Consider the following 21,720-nt stretch of genomic DNA (forward strand, 5'->3'; position numbering starts at 1 on the left):
CAGAACTAGAACTTGGGAATGCGCAGCGTCTTGCTGATCATCAGCGTGCCCGAGAGCGCGAACAGCAGCACCAGCGGGTGCAGCTGCCAGGGGCCGAGCATCCAGGCGCCGCCCCACACGTTGGCGCCGATGGCACCCTTCGAGGCGGCGTAGGCGAGCACGCCCACCAGCACCACGCTGGTCGGGATCGGCGTGCCTTCGAAGTACTTCACCTTGTCGCCGCCGGCCGAGAGTGCTTCGGCTGTCACGTTGAAGCGTGCGAGCCGGCTCACGCCGCAGCCGACGAAGTAGATGAGCACCGCGCAGTCCCAGCCGCCGTCCAGGCCCGCCGCGAAACCCAGCGCGGCCGGGAGCACGCCGAACGAGATCACGTCGGCCAGCGAATCGAGTTCGCGTCCGAGTGCCGACTGGGTCTGGCGCCAGCGCGCGATGCGGCCGTCGAGCACGTCGAAGATGAAGGCCGCCGGAGCGAGCGCCGCGGCCCAGTAGAAATGTGCGAGCGACTGGCTCTTCATGAAGGCCATCGCGAAGAACACCGCGCCGACGCCGCAGGCCGCGTTGCCGAGCGTGAACACGTCGGCCAGGTGGAAGCCGCGGATCATCGAGAAATGCTTGCGGGCTGGCGTGGGCGAAGGCGAGGTCATGAGGCGGGGAAAGCTGCGAAAGGAACCGCACCTTAACCCAAGCGCGGCCCGCCTTTTGTAGTCGTGCGCCGACGCCCCGTCAGCCGTGGCGGCGGTGTCAGGCGCTCTGCTGCGCCTGTGCCTTCGTCTCGACGATCCGCGCGAAGCGCCCGAGCAGGCCCGCCGCCGCGCCCGTGGGCCGCACGCCCTCGCGCAGCGCCGCGGCATCGAGTTCGTCCGAGGCGAGGTCACGGGCCAGCAGTTCGATGTAGCCGCCCATGGTCTCGGCATCGAACTCGGGGTGGAACTGCAGGCCCCAGGCCTGCGCGCCCACGCGGAAGGCATGCACCGGCTCGTGCGCGCTGTGGGCCAGCCGCACCGCGCCCTCGGGCAGGCGCAGCGCGCTCTGCCAGTGGATCGCCTGCGCCGGGAACTGCGCGGGCAGCCCGCCCAGCAAGGCATCGTCGGCGGCCGCCGCATCGAGCGTGACGGTGACGGTGCCGACCTCCGGCCCTTGCGGATGGTTGCCCGCCTCGCCGCCGAGCGCGTGCGCGAGCAGCTGGTGGCCGTAGCAGATGCCGAGCACGGGCGTTTCGCGGGCGACCACGTCGGCGAGCCAGGCGGCGGTGGTTTCGCTCCAGGGCTCGCGGTGCGACACCATCGCGTGCGAGCCGGTGACGACCACGCCCGCGACCTGGTCGGGCGCGGGCAGCGTGTCGCCGCGGCGCGGGTCGACCACGGCCAGGGGCAGGGTCTGCGTGCCGAGGCCGTCGGCGATCCAGTGCTCGAAGTCGCCGCGGCGTTCGCGCAGCGCGTCATGGGTGTCACCGAGCTTGACGATGACCAGGGGATACGGGGGCGTGCTGTGCATGGTGTCGATGATGCCGCAGCGCGGCGCGCCCGGTTCAGCTCGCGGCCGATTCCCGACGGTGCAGCAAGTCCATGAAAGCACGGCCCACCGGCGAAGGCGAACGCCCCGCGCGCGTGACCAGCCCGATGGGCCGCGACATCACCGGGCGCTGCAGCGGCACGGTGGCCAGCTCGTCGTTCTGCGACAGCTGCAGGGCGAGCCGGGGCAGGGCGGTGAGCCCCAGCCCGGCCGCGACGAGCGCGCCCGCCACGGCCACGCTCGGGTATTCGAGCGCCGGCTGCACCGGCAGGCCGCGCTGCAGGAAGGCGGCGTCGGTGATCGGCCGGATGCTGCTCTGGAAGCTGCTCGCGATGAAGGGCCGCGTCGCGAACACCGACCACGACACCGAGGCGCGCGTGGCCAGCGGGTCGTCGCGCCGGCACAGCAGCACGAACGGGTCGTCGCGCAGGTGCCGGTAGAGCATGGGCTCGTGCGGGCCGGGGCGCACGCTGAGGCCGAAATCGGCGCGGCCTTCGTCCACGGCGGCGCGCACCGCGTCGGCCGGCCCTTCGATCAGCGAGAACTGCACCTGCGGATGCTGCTGGCGAAACTCTGCAATGGCATTGGGCAGCAATGCCACACCGGTGGAGGGCAGCGCCGCGATGGTCAGGTGCCCGCTGCGGCCTTCGAGGAACTGCGAGAGCTCGCTGAACGAGCTGTTGAAGTTCTCCAGGATGCGCAGCGCGATCGGCAGCAGCTCGCGACCGGCCGGCGTGAGTTCGACGTGCCGCGTGTCGCGGTCGAACAGGCGCGCGCCCACCAGGTCTTCGACGATGCGCACCGTGCGGCTCAGCGCCGGCTGCGAGACGTGCAAGGCCTGCGCGGCGGCGCGGAAGTTGGTGGTCTTCGCGACTTCGACGAAGGCCTCGAGCTGCTGCAGCGTGATGTCGACTCGCAAGAACGGGGCTCCTGGACACCTGTGAATTGATCCATCCAAGTTATCACAGATATAGGAATATTGTTCTTCTCATATCAATGCGTGGCGGCCAGACTCCTGCATCGATACAACGGAGACAAGGAGCCCACGGGCTTCGCCGACATGACCCCCCAAATTCTGGAAGGCATCCGGGTGCTCGAACTCGGGCAGGTGCTCGCGGGCCCTTTCGCGGGCGCGATCCTGGCCGACCTCGGCGCCGACGTGGTGAAGCTCGAACGCACCGAAGGCGGCGACGACGCGCGACACATGGGCCCGGCATTCCGCCACGGCGATGCGCTCAACTTCCACGTGTTCAACCGCGGCAAGCGCTCGGTTGCCATCGACCTGAAGAGCGCCGAAGGCATGGCCGCCTTCGAGACGCTCGCGGCCGGTGCCGACATCCTCATCCACAACCTGCGGCCGGGCGTCACGCAGTCGATGGGCATCGACGGCCCGTCGCTGTGTGCGCGCCATCCGCGGCTCATCTATTGCGAGATCTCCGCCTTCGGCCACACCGGACCGCTGCGCATGCAGCCGGGCTACGAGCCGCTGATCCAGGCCTTCAGCGGGCTGTCGAGCATCAACGGTGGGCCCGACGATCCGCCGATGCGCACCGGCGCCTCGGTCTGCGACCAGGGCACCGGCATGTGGGCCGTGATCGGTGCGCTGGCGCTGCTGCAGCGGCGCCACCAGACGGGCCAGGGCGGCGTGGTGAGCACCTCGCTGCTGGAGACTGCATTGGTCTGGACCGGCCAGAAGGCCGATGCCTACGTCAACGAAGGCCGGCTGCCCGACCGCCACCGCTCGGGCCACCCGGGCTTCGTCCCGTACGAGGCTTTCGACACCGCCGATGCGCCGCTCCTGATCTGCTGCGGCAACGACCGGCTCTTCGCCAAGTTCGCCCACGAGCTCGGGCGCGACGACTGGACCACCGACGCGCGCTTTGCCGGCAACCGCCAGCGGCTGCAGCACAAGGCGGCGCTGTTCGAGCAGATCGGCCCGCTGCTGCGCGCGCGCACCCGTGCCGAATGGATGACGCGCTTCACCACCGCCGGCGTGCCCTGCGCGCCGGTGCACACGGTGCCCGAGGCCGTCGCGCATCCGCAGGTCGAGGCGCTCGGCATGCTGCAACCCGTGCCGGGCGAAGACTTCCGCCTGACCGCGCTGCCGATGTCCATCGACGGCGTGCGGCCCGCGCTGCGCGCGGTCGCGCCCCGGCTGGGCGAGCACAACGCGGCGTTCGGCGCGCCGCCGGTGCCGCACGGCGACGACGTCTGAGCGACCGTACGCATTTCCCTTTTCCAAGAACGACATTCCACCGGAGACATCACCCATGCGCACTTCGATCTTCCGCCTCGGCGCGGCTCTGGCCTTCGCCGTCGCGACCGCCGGCTTCGCCCATGCCGAGACCTATCCCGCCAAGCCCCTCACCGTCGTCGTGCCCTTCGCGGCCGGCAGCGGCACCGACCAGCAGGCGCGCAGCATCGCGCAGGCGCTGACCGCCGAATACAAGGTGCCGGTGATCGTGGAGAACCGCGCAGGCGCCAGCGGCTTCCTTGCCGCGCAGTACGTTGCCAAGGCCACCCCCGACGGCTACACCCTGCTGATGACCACCAACACCACGCACGCCGCCAACGAGCACCTGTTCAAGAAGCTGCCCTACGACCCGGTGAAGGACTTCACCCCGGTCGCTCTGCTGTCCAAGGGCCACATGCTGCTGCTGGTCGGGGCCGATTCGCCGATCAAGTCGGTGGCCGATCTCGTGGCGGCGGCGAAGAAGTCGCCGGGCAAGCTCAACTTCGGCAGCGGCAGCTCTTCGAGCCGCGTGGCGAGCGAACTGCTCAAGCAGATGGCGGGCATCGACATGGTGAACGTGCCCTACAAGAGCAACCCGATGGCCATCACCGACCTGCTGGGCGGACAGGTCGACTTCATGTTCGCCGACGCGCCCACCGCGCTGCCGCACGTCAAGAGCGGCAAGCTGCGCGCGCTGGCCGTGAGCGGCGACAAGCGCCTGGCCGCCGTGCCCGCATTGCCCACCGTGGCCGAGGCGGGCGTGAAGGGCTACGACATGTCGTACTGGACGGCGGTCTACCTGCCGCCTGGTGCGCCGGCAGCCATCACGCGCAAGCTCAATGAAATGCTGGTGAAGGTCTCGGCTTCGCCCGCCATCGTCGCCTACCAGGCCATCTCCAGCGGCGAGGCCGCCACCGGCACGCCCGAGGCACTGGCGCAGTTCCAGGCCGCCGAATCGCAGAAGTGGGGCCGCGTGATCCGCGCCGCCGGCATCGAGCCCGAGTGAGCCGTCCGATGAGCACCATGGAAAAGCAGAAGCAGAAGACCGTGCGCATCGGCGGTGCCTCGGGTTTCTGGGGCGACAGCAGCACCGGCGCGCCGCAGCTGGTGGCCCAGGGCGATATCGACTACCTCGTGTTCGACTACCTCGCCGAACTCACGATGTCGCTGTTGGCTGGCGCGAAGTTGAAGAACCCCGATGCGGGCTACGCCACCGACTTCGTCACCACCGCGATGGCCGCCGTGCTGCCCGATGTGATGCGCCAGGGCATTCGCGTGATCGCCAACGCGGGCGGCGTGAACCCGCGCGCCTGCGCCGCCGCGCTCACGCAGCTGGCGGCCGGCATGGGGCTCGCGCCGCGCATCGCCGTGGTCACGGGTGACGATGCGCTGCCGCACGCCGAGGCCTTGCGCGCCCAGGGAATCGGCCACATGAGCACGGGCGCGCCGTTGCCCGAGCGCCTCGTGAGCGCGAATGCCTACCTGGGCGCCCTGCCGATCGCGCGGGCGCTCGATGCCGGTGCGCAGATCGTCATCACGGGCCGCTGCGTCGACAGCGCCGTCACGCTCGGCGCGCTGATGCACGAGTTCGGCTGGGCCGACGACGACTGGGACCGCCTCGCGGGCGGCAGCCTGGCCGGCCACATCATCGAATGCGGCGCGCAGGCCACCGGCGGCCTGCACACCGACTGGGAGCAGGTGCCCGACTGGGCGCACATCGGCTACCCGGTGGTCGAGTGTGCGGCCGACGGCAGCTTCGTCGTCGGCAAGCCGCCCGGCACCGGCGGGCTGGTGAGCCGCGCCACCGTGGGCGAACAGCTGCTGTACGAGATCGGCGACCCGGCTGCCTACCTGCTGCCCGACGTGACCTGCGACTTTCGCGAGGTGCGCATCGAAACGGTGGGCGCCGATGCGGTGCGCGTTTCGGGCGCGCGCGGGCGTGCGCCCTCGGACCGCTACAAGGTCACGGCCACCTACGCCGCGGGCTACCGCTGCAATGCCGACCTGCTGATCGTCGGCTTCGACGCCGCCGCCAAGGCGCGGCGCAGCGGCGAGGCAATGCTGCGCCGCACGCGGGACCTGTTCGCGCAGCGCGGCTGGGCCGATTTCTCGGCCACCCACATCGATGTTCTGGGCGCCGAGCAGTGCTACGGCCCGCACGCCACCGACCGGCCACCGCGCCAGGCGGTGCTGCGCGTCGCCGTGACGCACGCGGACAAGGCGCCGCTCGAACTCTTCGCGCGCGAGATTTCCGCTGCCGGGACCTCGTGGGCGCCGGGCACCACAGGGCTCGGAGGCGGGCGGCCGTCGGTGGCGCTGTCGATCCGGCAGTTTCCGCTGCTGGTGGACAAGGCACTGTTCACGCCGGTGGTTGAGATGGCGGGGGAGCCCTGGCCCGTAGCGGTGGCAAGACATGCGGCGAATGTCGCGGTTGCGGCCGACACGGCGACGCAGACCGTGACCACGAATGTAGACACCGACGACGAATGGCTCGAAGTCCCTTTGATCCGCCTGGCCTACGGCCGCAGCGGCGACAAGGGCGACGTCTCCAACATCGGCATCCTCGCGCGCGAACCACGCTTTCTGCCCGTGCTGCGCGAACAGCTCACCGCACAGGCCGTGCGCGCCTACATGGCGCACTTGGTCGAGGGCGCGGTGACGCGCTACGAACTGCCCGGCATCGGCGCCTTCAACTTCGTCTGCGAAGAGGCGCTGGGTGGCGGCGGCATGGCGTCGTTGCGGACCGATCCGCTGGGCAAGAGCATGGCGCAGATCCTGTTGTCGATGCCGGTACGCATCGCGGCCCGTCGGCTGCGCGCCGACTGACGCACCGTTGGAAGCCCGGCACACCGCCGGGCTGTTTTCCGTTTTCTCTTGTGCCGTTCCCGGCGGCTTTGTTCGCGTTTCAGGCGCCGGCCCCATCTCTTGTGCATCGCTTTCGGATTCGTCCGATGGCATGCCGTGGCTGTCTTTCCTAGAGTGCTTCGTTCCCCGAGCGCTTGCCGTTTCCGGCCTGTCCGCTCTTCATTTCCTTCGTCAGATGGCCGCCCTTGTCGAGGGCGCGCGAAGCACGCCATGTTCTCGTTCCGATTCCTTTCCTTCCACCCGCGTCTGCGCGCGGGCCGCTGGATGCTCGCGTTGTCGATGACGGCCGCAGGCTGCGGACCCGTGGCGGTCACGCCCCCGGTGCCTGCGCCGCCTTTGCCTCCGCCCTCCGAGCCGATGAAGATGGCCGCGCTTGACGCAGCGCCTGCGCCCACCGCACGCAAGGGCGCCGTGTACCGGACGGTGCCCGCCGTGGCACCCGACCTGGCGCAGGTCGTGTTCTTCCGCAGCGCCACGGTCCGCCCCAGCGCGGGCGAGGCGCACGTGCATGTCGACGGCGAGTTCCACGTCGCACTGAAGCCCAACGGCTTCACGCGCCTGTGCGTGGCGCCGGGCGCGCATTCGCTGCAGGCCTACATCGACGATGCACCGCTGTACGCGGGCAAGGCGCAGCCGAAGACGCCGGCGATGCTCGAGGGCGGCAAGACGGTCTTCGTGGCGGTGGCTGAAATGGGCGAGGGCGCACCGGTGCGACACCGGAAGCGCGAAGCCGAACGCATGCTCAAGGACGCGCGCGAGCAGCGGCAGGTGATCAGCCGTGCGGACAGCGTGCAGCCCTGCCGCGAGCCTTCGCAGCAGGTCGCACGCCGCGGCCGGTAGGTAGGGCTCGCGCTCGCGCGCCCGCGTTCAGCGGATGTGCGTTGCATAGGCCGCCTCGGCGGCCTCCAGGTGCGTCCAGAAGCCTTGCGGCTGGCGGCCGTGCAGCACGTCGTCGAGCACGTCGAGGTGCGCGTGCCAGCCGCTGGACACGCTGAGCGTTTCCTTGCGGTCGGGCAGGCGTCGGTGCGTGAGCACCAGCCGTGTCGCGTGCTCGCCCTGCGGCGACAGCTCGAAGGTGACTTCGGACGCATCCTCGCGCTCGCTGCCCCAGCTGATGACCAGCAGGGTCGGTGCTTCGATGCGCAGCACGCGCGAGTTCTGCAGGTGGGTCTTGCGGTAGGCCGCGTAGCGTTCGGGCGCGACTTCGCCCGACAGCTCGGTGTGCTGGAAGCGCAACTCGAACACGCCACCGACCGCCTGCGCCATGGTGCCGCCGGCCAGCCAGGTGCGGCGCTTCTCGGGATCGACGAGGTAGGTCCAGACGCGGTCGATGGGCGCGGGCAGGGTGCGCTCCATGCGCAGGGTGCCGGGCTCGGTCTGCGTGCCCAGGCTGTGCTTCAAGGTCGTGGTCATGGTGCGGTGCTCCTTGGGTGAGTGAAGAGGGCGTTCATGCGCGGGCGTCGTCGGCCTCGCGCTGCAGTGCCTGCGCAAGCGCGTCCAGGCGATGGTTCCAGAAGACTTCGTAGGCGCGCAGCCAGGCATCGGCCGTGGCGAGCGCCGCCGGTTCGAGCCGGCACACGTGCGCGCGACCCTGCACCGTGCGCGACACCAGACCCGCACGCTCCAGCGTCTTCACGTGCTTGGAGGCGCCCGCGAACGACATGCGAAAGGGCGCGCCCAGTTCGCCCACGCTGCATTCGCCTTGCGCCAGCAGCTGCAGCATGGTGCGCCGCGTGCTGTCGGCCAGGGCGTGGAACACGGCGTCGAGCCGCTCGTCTTCGATTTCAAGTTCAACCATGAAGTTGAATATAGATCGATATGAAATTAAATTCAACCGATAGGTTGAATGATTGGGTGGCGTTACACCTGATACACCCGGGACGCCGTGCGCGCACCGGGCGCTGGAAGCCTTTGGGTCGCGCTCCTACGATGCCTTTCATTCCATTCACTCGCGAAAGAAAGAAACGAACGCATGAACACCCTCATCCAGCGCCGCACCCTGTTGCTCGCCGCCGCCGTGACCCCGCTCGCCGGCGCCTGCAGCGCCTGGCCGAAGAAGGGCGCGCAGGCCGACGCCGAAGCGCAGCTTGCCGAACTCGAGCGCGCCTGCGGCGGCCGCCTCGGCGTGACGGGCTTTCACACCGAGAGCGGCGCACGCTTGCAGCACCGCGCGCACGAGCGCTTTCCGCTGTGCAGCACCTTCAAGCTGGTGCTCGCGGCTGCCGTGCTCGAACGCAGCGCGACCGACGCCAGCCTGCTCGGGCGCCGCGTCAGCGTGGGCAAGGGCGACCTGGTGTCGCACTCGCCGGTCGCCGAGAAGCACCTCGCCACCGGCATGACCGTGCGCGAGATGTGCGCCGCCACCATGCAGTACAGCGACAACGCCGCCGCCAACCTGCTGCTGAAGGTGCTGGGCGGACCGGCCGCCGTCACGGCCTTTGCACGCCGCATCGGCGACTCCACCTTCCGGCTGGACCGCATGGAGCCCGAGCTGAACACGTCCATTCCCGGTGATCCGCGTGACACCACCACGCCCGCGGCCATGGCCGACAGCGTGCAGCGGCTGGCGCTGGGCGACGCGCTCGGCGCGCCGCAGCGCGACCAGATGCGCGAATGGCTGCTGGGCAACACCACCAGCACCGAGCGCTTCCTGGCCGGCGTGCCGGCGGGCTGGCGCGTGGGCGACAAGACCGGTGCGGGTTCGTACGGCAGCACCAACGACGTCGGCGTGCTGTGGCCGCCGTCGGGCGCGCCGCTGGTGCTCGCGGTCTACCTGACCTTTCCCGACAAGGACGCGAAGAACCGCAACGACGTGGTCGCCTCGGCCACGCGCATCGCGGTGCAGGCGCTGGCGGGCTGACGTGAGGGACTGAGGCCGCAGACGGGGCCACAATGGGTGGCTCCATCTTTCCACTGCCGCCCCATGGACCTGAGGTCTCTTCGCTATTTCATCGCGGTGCTCGAAGCCGGCAGTCTCTCGCGCGCTGCCGCGTCGCTGTACGTGGCGCAGCCCGCGCTGACCGCGCAGATCAAGAAGCTCGAAGCCGAACTGGGCACGCAGCTGTTCGACCGCTCGCACGTGGGTGTCACGCCGACGGCCGCCGGGCTGCAGCTGTACCAGGACGCGCGGCGCCTGCTGTCGGATGCTGCCGCCATGCGCGAGCGGCTGCAGCGCGCACCCGACGGGCCCGAGGGCTCGGTCACCGTGGCCGTGCCGTTCCTGCTGGCCTCGCTGCTGCTCGGGCCCGTGCTCACGCGGCTGAAGCAGTCGCACCCGCGCATCCGCGTGTTCGTGATCGACGACCTGAGCCTGATGGTGCGCAAGGCGATGGTCGATCGCCGGGCCGACATCGGCCTGCTGGTCGACACCGCGAGCGTCGAAGGGCTGGACGTGCGCCCCTTCGTGCGCGAGGGCATGTTCCTCTGCGGCTTCGACGCCAGGGGCGAGGTGGCGGCATTGCTTGGAAAAGGAACGAAGGGCGGGCGCGCGAAGAAGGGCGCACCCGTGCGTCCCACGGTGCCGTTCGCGCACGCTGCGAATCTGCCGCTGGTGCTGCAGTCGCGCCGCTTCAGCATCCGCCAGCGCGTCGAGGCGACCGCCGAGACGCTGGGCGTGGAACTCAACGTGGTGCACGAGCACGATTCGGCGCGCGTGCTGCGCTCGCTCTACCTGGCGGGTGCGGGCTTCACGGTCACGCCCGCCTGCGCGATCGCGGACGGGCCGGGTGAGCAGCCGAACTGGCTGATCGCGCGCATCGTGGAGCCCGAGCTGGTCCGCACTTACCACCTCGCGACGCCGGCCGGCAAGGTGCCCGACGCGGCCACGCAGGTCGTGATGCAGGTGCTGGCCGACGAAGCGCGATCGATGATCGCCTTGGGCCGCTGGGACGCGCAGTTCCTGGGCGACGGCAAGGCGTAGCGCCAGCCATACCGTGCGGCGGGTCCGCATGTCGGGGCCATCACCTTTTGTGATGGCCGCGCATCAGCAATCGGTATTTGTTGTCCGGCGGCGTTGGCTGCGACAGTTCTCCCCGACGGTGCACAGGCACCGGCCCCAAGGAGACACATGCCCGTACTTTCGCCCGAGGTCGCCAATGTCGGCGAACTCGTATCCCGCGCCGCACGCCTGCATGCCCGGCAGATCGCCGTGACCAGCCCGCCGCGCAGCTGCACCTACGAACAGCTCGACCGCCGCGCGAACCGCCTGGCCAGCGCCCTGCGTGGCCTGGGGCTGCAGCGCGGCGACCGCGTGGGCGTGTACCTGCCGAACTGCATCGAGATCGTCGAGCTGGAGTTGGCCTGCTACAAGGCCGCGCTGGTGAAGGCGCCGATGAACGCGCGGCTCGCACCGGTCGAGGTGGCCGAGGTCATCGAGAACAGCGATGCCGCGCTGATCGTCACCACCGCCGCGCGCGCCGAGACCTTCCTGCCGCTGCTGAAGGGCGCCGCCCCGAAGCTCCTGCTGCTCGATGCGGCGGAGGGCTCGCCCGCGTCCTACGAAGGGCAGCTGGCGCTCGCGAGCGACGCCTTCACAGCGGAGCGCGTGCGCGCCGACGAACTGGCCGTGCTGCACTACACCTCGGGCTCCAGCGGCGTGCTCAAGGCCGCGATGCAGACCTTCGGCAACCGGCTGGCGCAGCTGCGCAAGTTCCTCTCGCGCAGCGAAGGCCTGCGCCCCGGCGACCTGCTGGGGCTGGTCGGGCCGATCACGCATGCCTCGGGCATGCAGATCGTGCCGGCGCTGTGCAGCGGCGCGACCATCCGCCTCTTCACCGGCTTCGAACCCGCACGCTTCCTGGACGACATGAAGAAGGAGCGCGTCACGCACACCTTCATGGTGCCGACCATGATCAACATGCTGCTGGCCGAGCTGCAGGGCCGCTACCGTCCGCTGCCCGACCTGCATCGCCTGGGCTACGGCGCAGCGCCGATGGCGCCCGCGAGGATCATGCAGGCGATGGACGTGTTCGGCCCGGTGCTGTCGCAAGGTTACGGCGCGGGCGAGACCACCTCGGGCGTGTGCGGCCTCTCGGTGGAGGACCACCTGTTCGCGCGCGCCGCGATGCCCGAGCGGCTGGCCTCGTGCGGCCGGCCGTTCCTCGAGTCGGTGGTGGAGATCGTCGATGACGAGGGCCAGCCCGTGGCGCCCGGCGAAGTGGGCGAGATCGTGGTGAGCGGCGAAGACGTGTTCGCTGGCTACTGGCGCGCACCCGAACTCACGGCCGAGGTGCTCAAGCAGGGCCGCTACCACACGGGCGATCTCGCGCGCGCCGACGACGAGGGCTACATCTACATCGTCGACCGCAAGAAGGACATGGTCATCAGCGGCGGCTTCAACGTGTATCCCTCGGAGGTCGAGGCCGTGCTGTACCAGCATGCGGCGGTGGCCGAGGCCTGCGTGTTCAGCGTGCCCGACGACAAGTGGGGCGAGGCGGTGGCCGCGCACATCGTGCTGAAGCCGGGCGTTTCGCCCGACACGGCCGGGCTCGACGATTTCTGCGCCGCGCGGCTCGCGGGCTTCAAGCGGCCGCGCCGCATCGAGTTTGTCGAATCGCTGCTGAAGAACGCCAACGGCAAGGTCGCGCGCAAGGCGATCCAGACGCCGTACTGGGCCGGCCAGGCGCGGCGCGTCAACTGAACGAGAGGCAAGAGAACGACATGGACATCACGCTGACACCTTCCGCCGTTGCCACCGACGCTTCGGCCATCCGCGCGCCGCTGTTCGACGGTCCTTTCGAGGGCTCGCCGCGCGCGGCCGAGCTGATCGCGCGCATCGGCGACTTCCTGAACGGCGAGCTGGCCGACCTGGTGCGCGAGAAGGGCATCGACCACGAGCACGCGCCCGACAAGGACACGCTGCGCCACGTCTGGCGCCGTTCGCACGCGATGGGCTTCTACGGCATGACGCTGCCCCAGGCCATGGGCGGCCTGGGTCTGTCGCTGCTCGACCATGTGCTGGTGAAGGAATCGATCTACGCCAGCGGCTCGCCGCTCGCGCCGCACGTGTTCGGCGAACTCAGCGGGCCGCCGCGCGTCGGCGCGCTCGCGAAGTTCGCCACGCCGGCGCAGATGGCGCAGTTCATCCAGCCTGTAGCGCAGGGCGAGAAAGCGATCTGCTTCGCGCTCACCGAGGCCGAGGCCGGTTCGGATGCCGGTGCGGTGCAGACGAAGGCGCGGCGCGAGGGCGACGTGTACGTGCTCGACGGGCGCAAGCGCTTCATCTCGGGCTCGCCGTTCGCCGATTTCGCGGTGCTGATGGCGTCCACCTCGGACGACCCGGCACGCCGCGAGGTGACGGCGTTCTTCGTCGACCTGACGCAGCCGGGTGTCGAGGTGCAATCGGGCTACAAGACCATGGCGGGCCAGTCGACCACGGGCGACATCGTGCTCACCGGCTGCCGCGTGCCGGCGGCGAACCTCATCGGCGAGCCCGGCAAGGGGCTGGCGCTGGCACTGGGGCGCATCACGGTCAACCGGTTGCTGCATTGCCCGGGCATGGTGGGGCTGGCGACCGTGGCGCTGAAGGACGCGCGTGACTACGCGCGCACGCGCCGCCAGTTCGGCCGTTCCATCGCGCAGTTCCAGGCCATCCAGCATTCGCTGGCCGACATGGCGACGCAGCTGAGTGCGGCGCGTGCGCTGATGCTGTCGACCGCGCGGCAGATCGACGCCGGCGGCGACCCGCGCGCCGAGTCCTCGATGGCCAAGCTGTTCTGCTCGGAGGCCGCGTTCCGCGTGGCCGACGCGGCGGTGCAGATCCATGGCGGCGAGGGCATCGTGCAGGGGCGGCGCGTGGAGTTCCTGTTCCGCATGCTGCGCATGTACCGCGTGCTCACGGGCACGAGCGAGATCCAGAAGAACATCATCGCGCGCGAACTGATTGGCGACGCGGCCTGAGCGCCGCACCCGGCCACGACACGCAGGAGACAAGACACCTATGACTTTCCACATTCACCGCCGCGCGCTGTGCCGCGCGATCGCTGCCTCGGCGCTGCTGCCGACGCTTCCCGGCATTGTTCGTGCAGCGGGAGCTGCCGCTGCTTGGAAGCCGAACCGTCCCATCAAGTGGGTCGTGCCGTACCTGGCCGGCACCGGCCCGGACAACGGCGCTCGCATCATGGCGGAAGCGGTCGGCCCCTTGCTGGGGCAGCCGATCGTCATCGAGAACCGTGGCGGCGCGGCCGGCAACATCGGCGCACGCCAGGTCGCGCGCGCCACGCCCGACGGCTACACCTGGATCTACTCGGCCGCGCCCATGGCCGCCAACATGCGCATGCAGCAGAACCCGGGCTACGACGCCGTGAAGGACTTCCGCCACATCATGCGGCTCACCACGTCCGATGTGCTCTTGGTGGTGAACCCGGCCTCGGGCATCCAGACCCTGCAGGATCTGGTGGCGCGCGCGCGGGCCAACCCCGGCAAGCTGGACTACGCCTCGGGCGGTGTCGGCACGCCCTCGCACCTGGGCGTGGAGCTGTTCCTGCACGCGGCGGGTGTGCAGGCCCTGCATGTGCCGTACAAGGGCGCGTCGGAGCTGGTCAACGCGGTGCTGGGCAACCAGGTGAGCTTCGGCATGCCGATCTTCTCGGTGGCGTTCCCGCATGTGCAGGGCGGCAAGCTGCGCGCGCTCGGCGTGGCCGGCAGCAAGCGCAACGCGGCCTTGCCGGAGGTGCCGACGCTGGCCGAACTGGGGCTGCGCGGTGTCGAGCTCACGTCGTGGGGCGGCGTGTCGGTGCCTGCGGGCACGCCCGACGCCATCGCCGCGCGCATCTATGAAGCGTTCGGCCAGGCCTTGAAGCAGCCGTCGGTGATCACGGCGCTGACCGATCTGGGCAGCCAGGTGAGCCCGTCGACGCCCGAGGCCTACGTGCAGGCCTTCGCGAGCGAGATCGAGTTGACCGAGCGGATGATGAAGACCGCGAAACTGCAGCCGCTGTGACGCGGGACTGACTCGGCGCCTCAGAGCACGAACCACCCCACGGCCACGTAGTGGCTCGTGGTGCCGGCCAGCACGAACAGGTGCCAAGCGCCGTGCGCATGCCGCAGCCCCCACCGGTTGCGATAGAACACCGTGCCGACCGTGTAGAGCACGCCGCCCGCGACCAGCCAGGCGAGCCCCGTCGCGTGCAGCTTTGCCGCCAGCGGCGCGGCGGCCAGCACGCAGAGCCACCCCATGCCGATGTACAGCGGCAGCGAGGGCTTCTTCGCCGCATTGGCGTCAGCGGGTTTCAGTTCGCGCCAGATGCCGAAGCACGCCGCGCTCCAGATCGCCGCGAGCAGCAGCCAGCCCCAGGTGCCTTGCAATGTGACCAGCGCGAAGGGCGTGTAGGTGCCTGCGATGAGCAAGAAGATCGCGCAGTGGTCGGCGCGCTCCCACAGCCGCTTGCTCCGGCCGCGCGTGCTGTGAAAGAGGGTGGAGGCCGCATACAGCGCCACCGCCGAGAGCGAGAACACGAGGCCGCCGGCGATGCGCGCCGGGTCGCCGGTCGGCAGCGTCTTGGCGAGCAGCAAGGCGGCCGCGGGCAGCGCGAGCAGCAGGCCGAACAGGTGGCTGTAGCCGTTGAGTCGTTCGCCGGGGTACATGGCAGATGGGCAGAGGAGAGAACGCCACCCTAGGCAAGGGCCGTGACGCCGCCGTGACCGGGCAAACCCCTGTTGGATTCTGGTTGCAAATGTTTACATTCGGCAGCCGGGATGCGATCCCGACACCCGCCGCGTGCTTTGGCGCACCAGCGCCGGCGGGCCTTCTCACTGCGAGGGACTGCCGATGAAAAAACGTTTGATGTCGTGGCGCCGGGCTGCTGCTCTGTGTGTTGCCATGGGGTGTGCCGCCGCTGCTGTCGGCGCTTCCGCGCAGGGGCTGCAGTTCAAGTGGGGCCATGTCTATGAGCCCGCGAGCATCTTTCACCAGCAGGCCGAACTCGCGGCGCGCAAGATCGCCGAGCAGTCGGGCGGCCAGATCAAGATCGAGGTGGTGCCTGCCTCGAAGCTCGGGCAGGAGCGCGACTACGCGCTGATGCTCGCCAACGATTCCATGCAGATCGCCTACGTCGGCCAGGCCACGCTGGCCGAAGGCTATCCGCCGCTGGGCCTGGGCAGCTATCCCTTCGCCTTCAAGGACCTGGACCACGTACGCAAGTACCTGGTGAGCCCGCTGCTCGCGGACCTGATGAAGGGCTACAACGAGAAGAGCGGCAACCGCATGGTCGCGGCGGTCTACTACGGTGCGCGGCAGGTGACCTCGGGCAAGCCGCTGCAGCGCCCCGAGGACTTTCGCGACCTGCGCCTGTACGTGCCCGACGCCGCAGCCTACCAGCTGTTCGCGACCGCGCTCGACGCCAAGCCCGTGTCGCTGCCGTTCAACAGCCTGTACGGCGCGCTCAAGAAGAACGAGGTCGAGGCGCAGGAGCATCCGCTGGGCACCGTGCGCGCCAAGCAGCTGTACGAGGTGCAGAAGTACGTGCAGCTCACGGGCCACATCTACGACACGCTGGGCATCGTGATCGGCAAGGCGGCCTGGGCGCGGCTCACACCGCCGCAGCAGGCGATGGTGGAAAAGACCCTGGCCGACACGGCGAAGTGGACCAACGTCGGCGTGATCGCCAGCGAATTGGAGGACGAACAGTTCCTGCGCGGCAAGGGCATGACGGTGCAGCCGGTCAACCGGCTGCCGCTGCTGGAGCGCGTGACGAAACGGTCGACGCCCGAGCAGATGGGCGCGCGGCCGGGCGACTTCGCCAAGCTGCAGGCACTGGCAGGCGCCGCGAACTGACGCGGCGCTAACCTGCCCGCTGTCGGTAGCCGCGCGGCGTGCTGCCGGTCCACGTGCGAAACGCGCGGTGAAAGGCCGGCGTGTTGTCGAAGCCGACCGAAGCCGCGATGCGGTCGATGGGCTCGCGCGTCTTCACGAGGCGCTGGATCGCGAGGTCGCGGCGCACTTCCTCCTTGAGCGCACGAAAGCTCGTGCCTTCGGCGGCGAGCTGGCGCGACAGCGCGCGCTCCGACATGTGCATCGCGCGCGCCGCCGCGCCCAGCGTGGCGTCCGACGCGAGGTGCGCGGCGACGAACTCGCGCACCGCGGCGCTGGTGGTGTCGTGGTCGAAGGTGACGAAGATCCAGTCGTCGGGCGCGCGGCGCACGAAGTCCAGCAGTTCGGTGCGCGTGCGCTGGAAGGTCTGGCGCAATATCGGTTCGGCAAAGCGCACGGAGGAACTGTCCTGCTCGAACTGCACCGGGCCGGGGAACAGGTTCGCGTACTCGTCGAAGCGCGCCGGGCGCGGGAACGCGAAGCCGACGCCCAGCACCGGCAGTTGCCGGCCCATGAGCCACGAGGCAACACCGTGGATCAGCTTGACCATCAGCGCATGGCCGAAAGGCGTGGTGGGCCGCGTGGCGGCTTCGGGGGGCGGCGCGATGGTGATCGTGGCCACGCCGTGGGCGCGTGTCATGCGAAGGCGGTGGTCGTCCAGCAGCAGGTTCCAGAAGCGCGTGAAGCGGTACATGGCGACCATGAGCGAGGGCGCGTCGAGCAGGCTGAGCCCGAGGTATTTGAGCGCGCCCGCGCGGATCGGGCGCGACCACAGGCCCAGCATCTCGTCGCCCATGAAGAGCGACACGCACTCGTACATGCGCACGAACTGCTCGCGTGTGACACGCGCGCCTTCCTGGCGCAACAGCTGCGGCGCGATGCCGGCCTGCGTGGCCAGCATGTCGATGTCGCGCGGGCTCAGCTGGCGGCGCGCACCGCTCAGCAGGTGCTGCAGGAAGCTGACGGCGACGGTGGCGCGCTCGGGTGGCATGCAGAAGGAGGTGAAGAGGCAGGAGGTGAAGAGGCGGTTGGCGGATTTTGCAAATGAATGGGCGCGATCTGCAAGCAATGGCGTAGCGGCCAAGGCTATCGTAGCCCTGAAGCGCCACATTGCCGTGGCGGAACCCGCAACAACCAAAGGAGCCCTGCCGTGATCGAACGGAACGTCACCCTGCACATGGACGAAGAGGTCGCCGTCGTGACCCTCAACCGTCCCGCCAAGCGCAACGCCATCGACGAGGCCACCCTGGCCGCGCTGGATGCCGTGTTCTCCGCGCTGCCGCGCGAGGCCAGGGCCGTGGTGCTGACCGGCGCGGGGCCGCATTTCTGTGCCGGGCTCGACCTGAAGGAACACCACGACAAGGAACGCACGGCGGTCGACTTCATGCGTGTGTGCCAGCGCTGGCACAGCACCTTCGACAAGATCCAGTACGGCGGCATCCCGGTGGTCGCGGCGCTGCATGGCGCGGTGGTCGGCGGCGGGCTGGAACTGGCGGCGGCCACGCATGTGCGCGTGGCCGATCCGTCGACCTACTTCGCGCTGCCCGAGGGGCAGAAGGGCATCTTCACCGGCGGCGGCGCGACGGTGCGCGTGGCACGCATCATCACGCCGGGCCGCATGGTCGAGATGATGCTCACCGGCCGCGTGCTCGACGCCCGCGCCGGCAAAGGGCTGGGCCTGGCGCACGAGATCGCCGCGCCCGGCGAGAGCCTGCGTGCCGCGATGGTGCTGGCCAAGCGCGTGGCGAAGAACGCGGCGCTGTCGAACTACGCGATGGTGACGTCGATCAGCCGCATCGCCGACATGTCGGCCACCGACGGGATGTTTGCCGAGTCGCTGATGGCGGCGGTGGTGCAGACCGGCGGCGAGGTGCAGACGCGGTTGGGGGCGTTCGTCGACAAGTCGCTTGCCAAGGTGACCCCCGAGCAAGTCGCGGGCTGAGACCCGGCTTCATTCAACCTTCTCAAGCGTCGAAAGCGCGCTGCAGTTCGTTCGAGAGCGTGGCGGCCAAGGCTTCGCGCTGCGGCGCGGGGCGCCAGAAGCTGCGCGTGAGAGCGCCGGTTGACTCCCACTCGGGATGGCTGCGGGCCGGCTGCACCGCGCGCACGGCACCGGCCGCGGCGCGCATGAGCGTGTCGTCATCCTCCGCCGACGGGGCTTCGGTGCGGATGCGTTCGACGGCCGCATGGCCGCGCCGCTCCAGCGCCTGCGCAAGCTGCAGCTGCCATGCCGCGAGCGTGAACAGCACGCTGTCTTCCACCGTGAGTTCGTGCATGTCGCGCAGCTTGTTGGCCAGCTTGCGCCCGAGCGGGCCCCAGCCCTGCGACACCGCGCCGCCGATGGCACCGCCCAGCGCCGCGCCCGCGCCCAGCGACAGGCCTGCGACTGCCAGGTCAGCGACCACGCCCACGGCGGCGCCGATGACCGCGCCCTTGCCCAGGCGCAGGCCCGCGTCCTTCATCGCCTCGGGGTTGAAGAAGTCGAGCGTCCAGCGGCCTTCGATGATCGGCAGCGGCGCTTCGTCGGCGTCGTCCTGGCGAAAGCCGTACAGCGCGAGCAGGTCGTCGGTGCAGCGCTGGGCCTTGTCGAACACGTCCTTCTGCACGCCGGCGATCAGCGTCTGGCGGCGTGTGGCGTCGGCGAACTCGGCGGCTGGCACGGTGCGGCGGATGGCGGCTGCATCGACCAGCAGGTCGCCGATGCGCGTGCAGGCCGACTGGCGGCGCGCGACGGCTTCGGCGTCGAGGGCGTCGACCACGTCGCGCAGCACATCGCGTCGGTCGCGCAGCAGGGTGGCGAGGTCGTTGTACAGGTCGTGCTCGGCGCCCACGAAAGGCGCCGCTGCGTCGAAGCGCACCTGCACGTGCAGGCCGTAGGCCGAGAGCAGTTCTTTCCAGGCCGGCTCGCGGCTGGCGGCGTCGCGCACGAAGTTGAGCACCGGCAGCACAGGGCGCGCGCAGGAGTTCAGCAGCTCGATCTCGTCGCGGAACTTGGGCAGCACCGGTTCGCGCACGTCGATCACGAGAAAGGCCGCGTCGATGTCGAGCATCGCGCGCAGCACCTTGGCCTCCTGTTCGAACACGCCGTGTGCTTCGGGGCCTTGAAGAAAGCGGCGGATGCGCTCGGGCGGCGTGGCCTGCGCGGCGGCGTCGAGGCCGGCGAGGTGCTCGCGCAGCGCGACCGCATCCTCAAGGCCCGGCGTGTCGAAGAAGCGAACGGCGGGCTGGCCGTTCACCTCGAGATCGACCGACTCGACGTGGCGCGTGGTGCCGGGGCGCTGCGACACCTCGCCGAAAGTCACGCGCCGCGTGAGCGTGCGCAGCAGCGAGGTCTTGCCTGCGTTGGTGTGGCCGACGACGGCGATGCGGATCGGAGAGGTCATGCGGTGGCGGAGCCTTCCTGAAGGACGGCATCGAGCCGGTCGCTCGCGACGACGTGGGCCAACTCGGCGTCGCGCAGCCAGTCGCGCCAGCGCTGTGTGGCGGCGGCGTTCGGCGCATCAGTCAGCCAGAGGCGGCATTCGCCGCAATGCGTCAGCACCTCGCGCAGGAAGCGCTCGGTGCCGCGATCGGGGCTCGACGCTGCATGGCAGACGAGCAGCACGGTGCGCGGGTGGACTTGCGCGAGCTGGTCGAGCAACGCACGGCGCGCCGGGGCGCTGCCGTCGATGCGTTGCACCTGTGCGGTCGATGCAGACAGGCCGGCGGGCGGCCAGGGAAGATCGGGCGGCAGTTCGAAGCCGACGACGAACAGGCCGTCGTGCTGCTCGGAGGCCGACAGACCCGTGGGCGCAGTGAGGTGTTCCCGGCCCGGATCGGCATCGACGATGGCGGGCGGCGCCAGCGCGGCGAACCGGCTCAGCAGCTTGCGGTAGTAGGGCGCCTGCCAGTCGGGTTGAAGTGCGGGACGGCGATGGCGGCAGACGGCGGCGCTCAGCAGCACCAGCGCCAGGCGAGGCAGCAGCCCGTACACCGCGATGCAGCCGGTGAGCCACAGCGCCCAGGTGCGTTGGGCCGCTGCGCCGGGCACGGCCGACTGCACGGTGGCGGCATCGGGCACGGGAAAGCCGAGTTGCGCCGGCAGCCAGCCCAGCGCCTGCACCACGCGCACGAAGAAGGCGGGCTCGAGGATGGTGGTTTCCCAGCTCAGCGTGTAGCTGCGAAAGGCGAGGGCGAACAGCATCGCCGCCAGCACCACGGCGAACGACAGCGCCCAGATGCCATGGCTCACGAGCCCGAAGGCCCAGGGCAGCAGGCGCGCGCGTGTGAGCAGCCCGGTGGCCGCGCGCACCAGCAGCGGCGCCTGGCCGCGTTGGCCGCCCGCTACGCGTGCGGTGAGCGACAGCCACAGCCAGCCCAGCGAGGCGGTGCCGAAGGTGCCCGCCGGCAGCCACAGGCCGACCAGCCACAGCGCCAGCGTGAGCGCGTGCAGGCCCAGCAGGCTCACGAGCGCGACGATCACGTTGATGTGGCGATCGCTCCCGCCGACCACCTGGCCCGCGAGGCCCAGCCCGGCGATGACGACCAGGGCCACTAGCGCCAGCAACACCCAGGGTGCCCATTGCCGGCCGCGCGCGAGTTCGGCCTGCAGGCCCATGCGCTCGCCGAGCTGGCGGGCGCGTTCAACGATTCGGGAGTGGCCGTCGGCGTTGCGTGAGGCCGCCGTGCGAAGGGCTGAGGCGTCGTCGAGCGGGCCGTTCTGTTCGGTCCATCGGACCGCCTCGGTGATCACCGCATCCGGAAAGGCAGGTGCGCGCAGCGCGGTGGTGGTGATCAACAGGGTCCCTTCTTCTTCGCCAATGACGCCCCGCGACAGGCGCACAGGAGTGCAGCGGCGGGGGCGCGCAAATTATGCCCGGCGCATGGGGACGGCCTGCTCACGCGCAACGGGGCCGCGAACGGCCCCGTTGCGCTGCATGTGCAGCAAGAAAGGAAAGAGCGCGCGGTCGGCGGCTTTCAGCGCAGGCCGAAGAACGACAGCACGGCCACGACGACCACGACCAGACCGACGATGTAGATGATGGAATTCACGCGAGGGCTCCTTGTGGTTGGCGATGACCCAGCATCCGGCGCCAGGCGGCTTACGGGTGTCGGCGAGGGGCGGCGCGTGCTGTAGGACTCGCGAAGCGCGGATGCGACGACAAATACCCGCGGCAGGCGTTTGCGTGGGCGCCCAGCCCGATGTGTGACCATTGTTTGCATTGAGCGGCAGGCATCCACGCAAGACTCTGGCCCTTTCCGAAAGGGCAAGGTCATGCGGCTCACCGAGCATTCCCCGTTCACAGGTTCCCACCCCCTGCAC

General features: G+C 69.9%; 20 protein-coding genes. 11 read left to right on the forward strand and 9 right to left on the reverse strand.

The features are described 5' to 3' along the window. Window positions 1-5: 5 nt before the first annotated feature. The 3 genes from D3H34_RS06705 to D3H34_RS06715 form a co-directional block, all read right to left on the reverse strand. The gene (locus tag D3H34_RS06705) at window positions 6-644 is read right to left on the reverse strand and encodes a CDP-alcohol phosphatidyltransferase family protein (protein ID WP_119552662.1); all 639 of its coding nucleotides are present in this window, start codon (window positions 642-644) and stop codon (window positions 6-8) included. Between the two features lie 97 nt (window positions 645-741). Continuing rightward, the gene (locus tag D3H34_RS06710; RefSeq protein ID WP_119552663.1) at window positions 742-1,494 is read right to left on the reverse strand and encodes a glutamine amidotransferase; all 753 of its coding nucleotides are present in this window, start codon (window positions 1,492-1,494) and stop codon (window positions 742-744) included. Between the two features lie 34 nt (window positions 1,495-1,528). Further along, window positions 1,529-2,431, reverse strand: coding sequence for a LysR family transcriptional regulator (locus D3H34_RS06715; protein ID WP_147400391.1), 903 nt, complete (start codon window positions 2,429-2,431; stop codon window positions 1,529-1,531). A 141-nt stretch (window positions 2,432-2,572) separates the two neighbouring features. On the opposite strand from D3H34_RS06715, the gene D3H34_RS06720 reads away from it, so the two are divergent. The 4 genes from D3H34_RS06720 (at window position 2,573) to D3H34_RS06735 (ending at window position 7,450) form a co-directional block, all read left to right on the forward strand. After that, window positions 2,573-3,727: a CaiB/BaiF CoA transferase family protein gene (locus D3H34_RS06720; RefSeq protein ID WP_119552665.1), complete on the forward strand. Its 1,155-nt coding sequence runs from the start codon at window positions 2,573-2,575 to the stop codon at window positions 3,725-3,727. A gap of 55 nt (window positions 3,728-3,782) precedes the next feature. Next, window positions 3,783-4,751, forward strand: a complete 969-nt coding sequence (locus D3H34_RS06725; protein ID WP_119552666.1) for a Bug family tripartite tricarboxylate transporter substrate binding protein — start codon at window positions 3,783-3,785, stop codon at window positions 4,749-4,751. An 8-nt stretch (window positions 4,752-4,759) separates the two neighbouring features. After that, the gene (locus D3H34_RS06730) at window positions 4,760-6,571 is read left to right on the forward strand and encodes an acyclic terpene utilization AtuA family protein (RefSeq protein WP_119552667.1); all 1,812 of its coding nucleotides are present in this window, start codon (window positions 4,760-4,762) and stop codon (window positions 6,569-6,571) included. Between the two features lie 249 nt (window positions 6,572-6,820). Next, the gene (locus tag D3H34_RS06735) at window positions 6,821-7,450 is read left to right on the forward strand and encodes a hypothetical protein (protein WP_147400392.1); all 630 of its coding nucleotides are present in this window, start codon (window positions 6,821-6,823) and stop codon (window positions 7,448-7,450) included. Between the two features lie 27 nt (window positions 7,451-7,477). Here D3H34_RS06735 and D3H34_RS06740 read toward each other — a convergent pair whose 3' ends face one another. Next, the gene (locus D3H34_RS06740) at window positions 7,478-8,023 is read right to left on the reverse strand and encodes an SRPBCC family protein (RefSeq protein WP_119552669.1); all 546 of its coding nucleotides are present in this window, start codon (window positions 8,021-8,023) and stop codon (window positions 7,478-7,480) included. A gap of 34 nt (window positions 8,024-8,057) precedes the next feature. Continuing rightward, window positions 8,058-8,408, reverse strand: a complete 351-nt coding sequence (locus D3H34_RS06745; RefSeq protein ID WP_119552670.1) for an ArsR/SmtB family transcription factor — start codon at window positions 8,406-8,408, stop codon at window positions 8,058-8,060. 174 nt (window positions 8,409-8,582) lie between these two features. Here D3H34_RS06745 and bla point away from each other — a divergent pair, with 174 nt between their 5' ends. The 5 genes from bla to D3H34_RS06770 all read left to right on the forward strand — a co-directional run bounded on the left by bla (window position 8,583) and on the right by D3H34_RS06770 (window position 14,549). Next, the gene (bla, locus tag D3H34_RS06750) at window positions 8,583-9,470 is read left to right on the forward strand and encodes a class A beta-lactamase (RefSeq protein ID WP_119552671.1); all 888 of its coding nucleotides are present in this window, start codon (window positions 8,583-8,585) and stop codon (window positions 9,468-9,470) included. 63 nt (window positions 9,471-9,533) lie between these two features. Then, window positions 9,534-10,529 (forward strand): LysR family transcriptional regulator, encoded by a 996-nt coding sequence (locus D3H34_RS06755; protein WP_119552672.1) that lies wholly within the window; start codon window positions 9,534-9,536, stop codon window positions 10,527-10,529. A 147-nt stretch (window positions 10,530-10,676) separates the two neighbouring features. Beyond that, entirely contained in the window at window positions 10,677-12,248 is a 1,572-nt protein-coding gene (locus D3H34_RS06760) for an AMP-binding protein (RefSeq protein WP_119552673.1), read from the forward strand. Window positions 12,249-12,268: 20 nt separating this feature from the next. After that, entirely contained in the window at window positions 12,269-13,507 is a 1,239-nt protein-coding gene (locus tag D3H34_RS06765) for an acyl-CoA dehydrogenase family protein (protein ID WP_119552674.1), read from the forward strand. Between the two features lie 40 nt (window positions 13,508-13,547). Then, a complete protein-coding gene (locus D3H34_RS06770) occupies window positions 13,548-14,549 on the forward strand; it encodes a Bug family tripartite tricarboxylate transporter substrate binding protein (protein ID WP_119552675.1) in 1,002 nt (333 codons plus the stop codon). Between the two features lie 20 nt (window positions 14,550-14,569). On the opposite strand, the gene trhA is transcribed toward D3H34_RS06770, so the two are convergent. After that, on the reverse strand, window positions 14,570-15,193 hold the full coding sequence (trhA, locus tag D3H34_RS06775; protein ID WP_119552676.1) for a PAQR family membrane homeostasis protein TrhA: 624 nt from the start codon (window positions 15,191-15,193) through the stop codon (window positions 14,570-14,572). Between the two features lie 184 nt (window positions 15,194-15,377). Between trhA and D3H34_RS06780 the strand changes: the two genes are divergently transcribed. Then, window positions 15,378-16,382 carry a sialic acid TRAP transporter substrate-binding protein SiaP gene (locus tag D3H34_RS06780; protein ID WP_119552677.1) on the forward strand — a complete coding sequence of 335 codons (1,005 nt, stop codon included), beginning with the start codon at window positions 15,378-15,380 and terminating at the stop codon, window positions 16,380-16,382. A 7-nt stretch (window positions 16,383-16,389) separates the two neighbouring features. Here D3H34_RS06780 and D3H34_RS06785 read toward each other — a convergent pair whose 3' ends face one another. After that, window positions 16,390-17,409, reverse strand: a complete 1,020-nt coding sequence (locus D3H34_RS06785; protein ID WP_167481132.1) for an AraC family transcriptional regulator — start codon at window positions 17,407-17,409, stop codon at window positions 16,390-16,392. Between the two features lie 159 nt (window positions 17,410-17,568). Between D3H34_RS06785 and D3H34_RS06790 the strand changes: the two genes are divergently transcribed. Continuing rightward, window positions 17,569-18,360, forward strand: a complete 792-nt coding sequence (locus D3H34_RS06790; RefSeq protein ID WP_286185487.1) for a crotonase/enoyl-CoA hydratase family protein — start codon at window positions 17,569-17,571, stop codon at window positions 18,358-18,360. A 22-nt stretch (window positions 18,361-18,382) separates the two neighbouring features. Here D3H34_RS06790 and D3H34_RS06795 read toward each other — a convergent pair whose 3' ends face one another. After that, window positions 18,383-19,801, reverse strand: coding sequence for a GTPase/DUF3482 domain-containing protein (locus D3H34_RS06795; RefSeq protein WP_119552679.1), 1,419 nt, complete (start codon window positions 19,799-19,801; stop codon window positions 18,383-18,385). After that, window positions 19,798-21,195, reverse strand: coding sequence for a DUF2868 domain-containing protein (locus tag D3H34_RS06800; RefSeq protein ID WP_286185488.1), 1,398 nt, complete (start codon window positions 21,193-21,195; stop codon window positions 19,798-19,800). The genes D3H34_RS06795 and D3H34_RS06800 overlap by 4 nt, the downstream gene beginning before the upstream one ends. Between the last annotated feature and the right edge of the window lie 525 nt (window positions 21,196-21,720).

The organism is Acidovorax cavernicola (assembly GCF_003581445.1).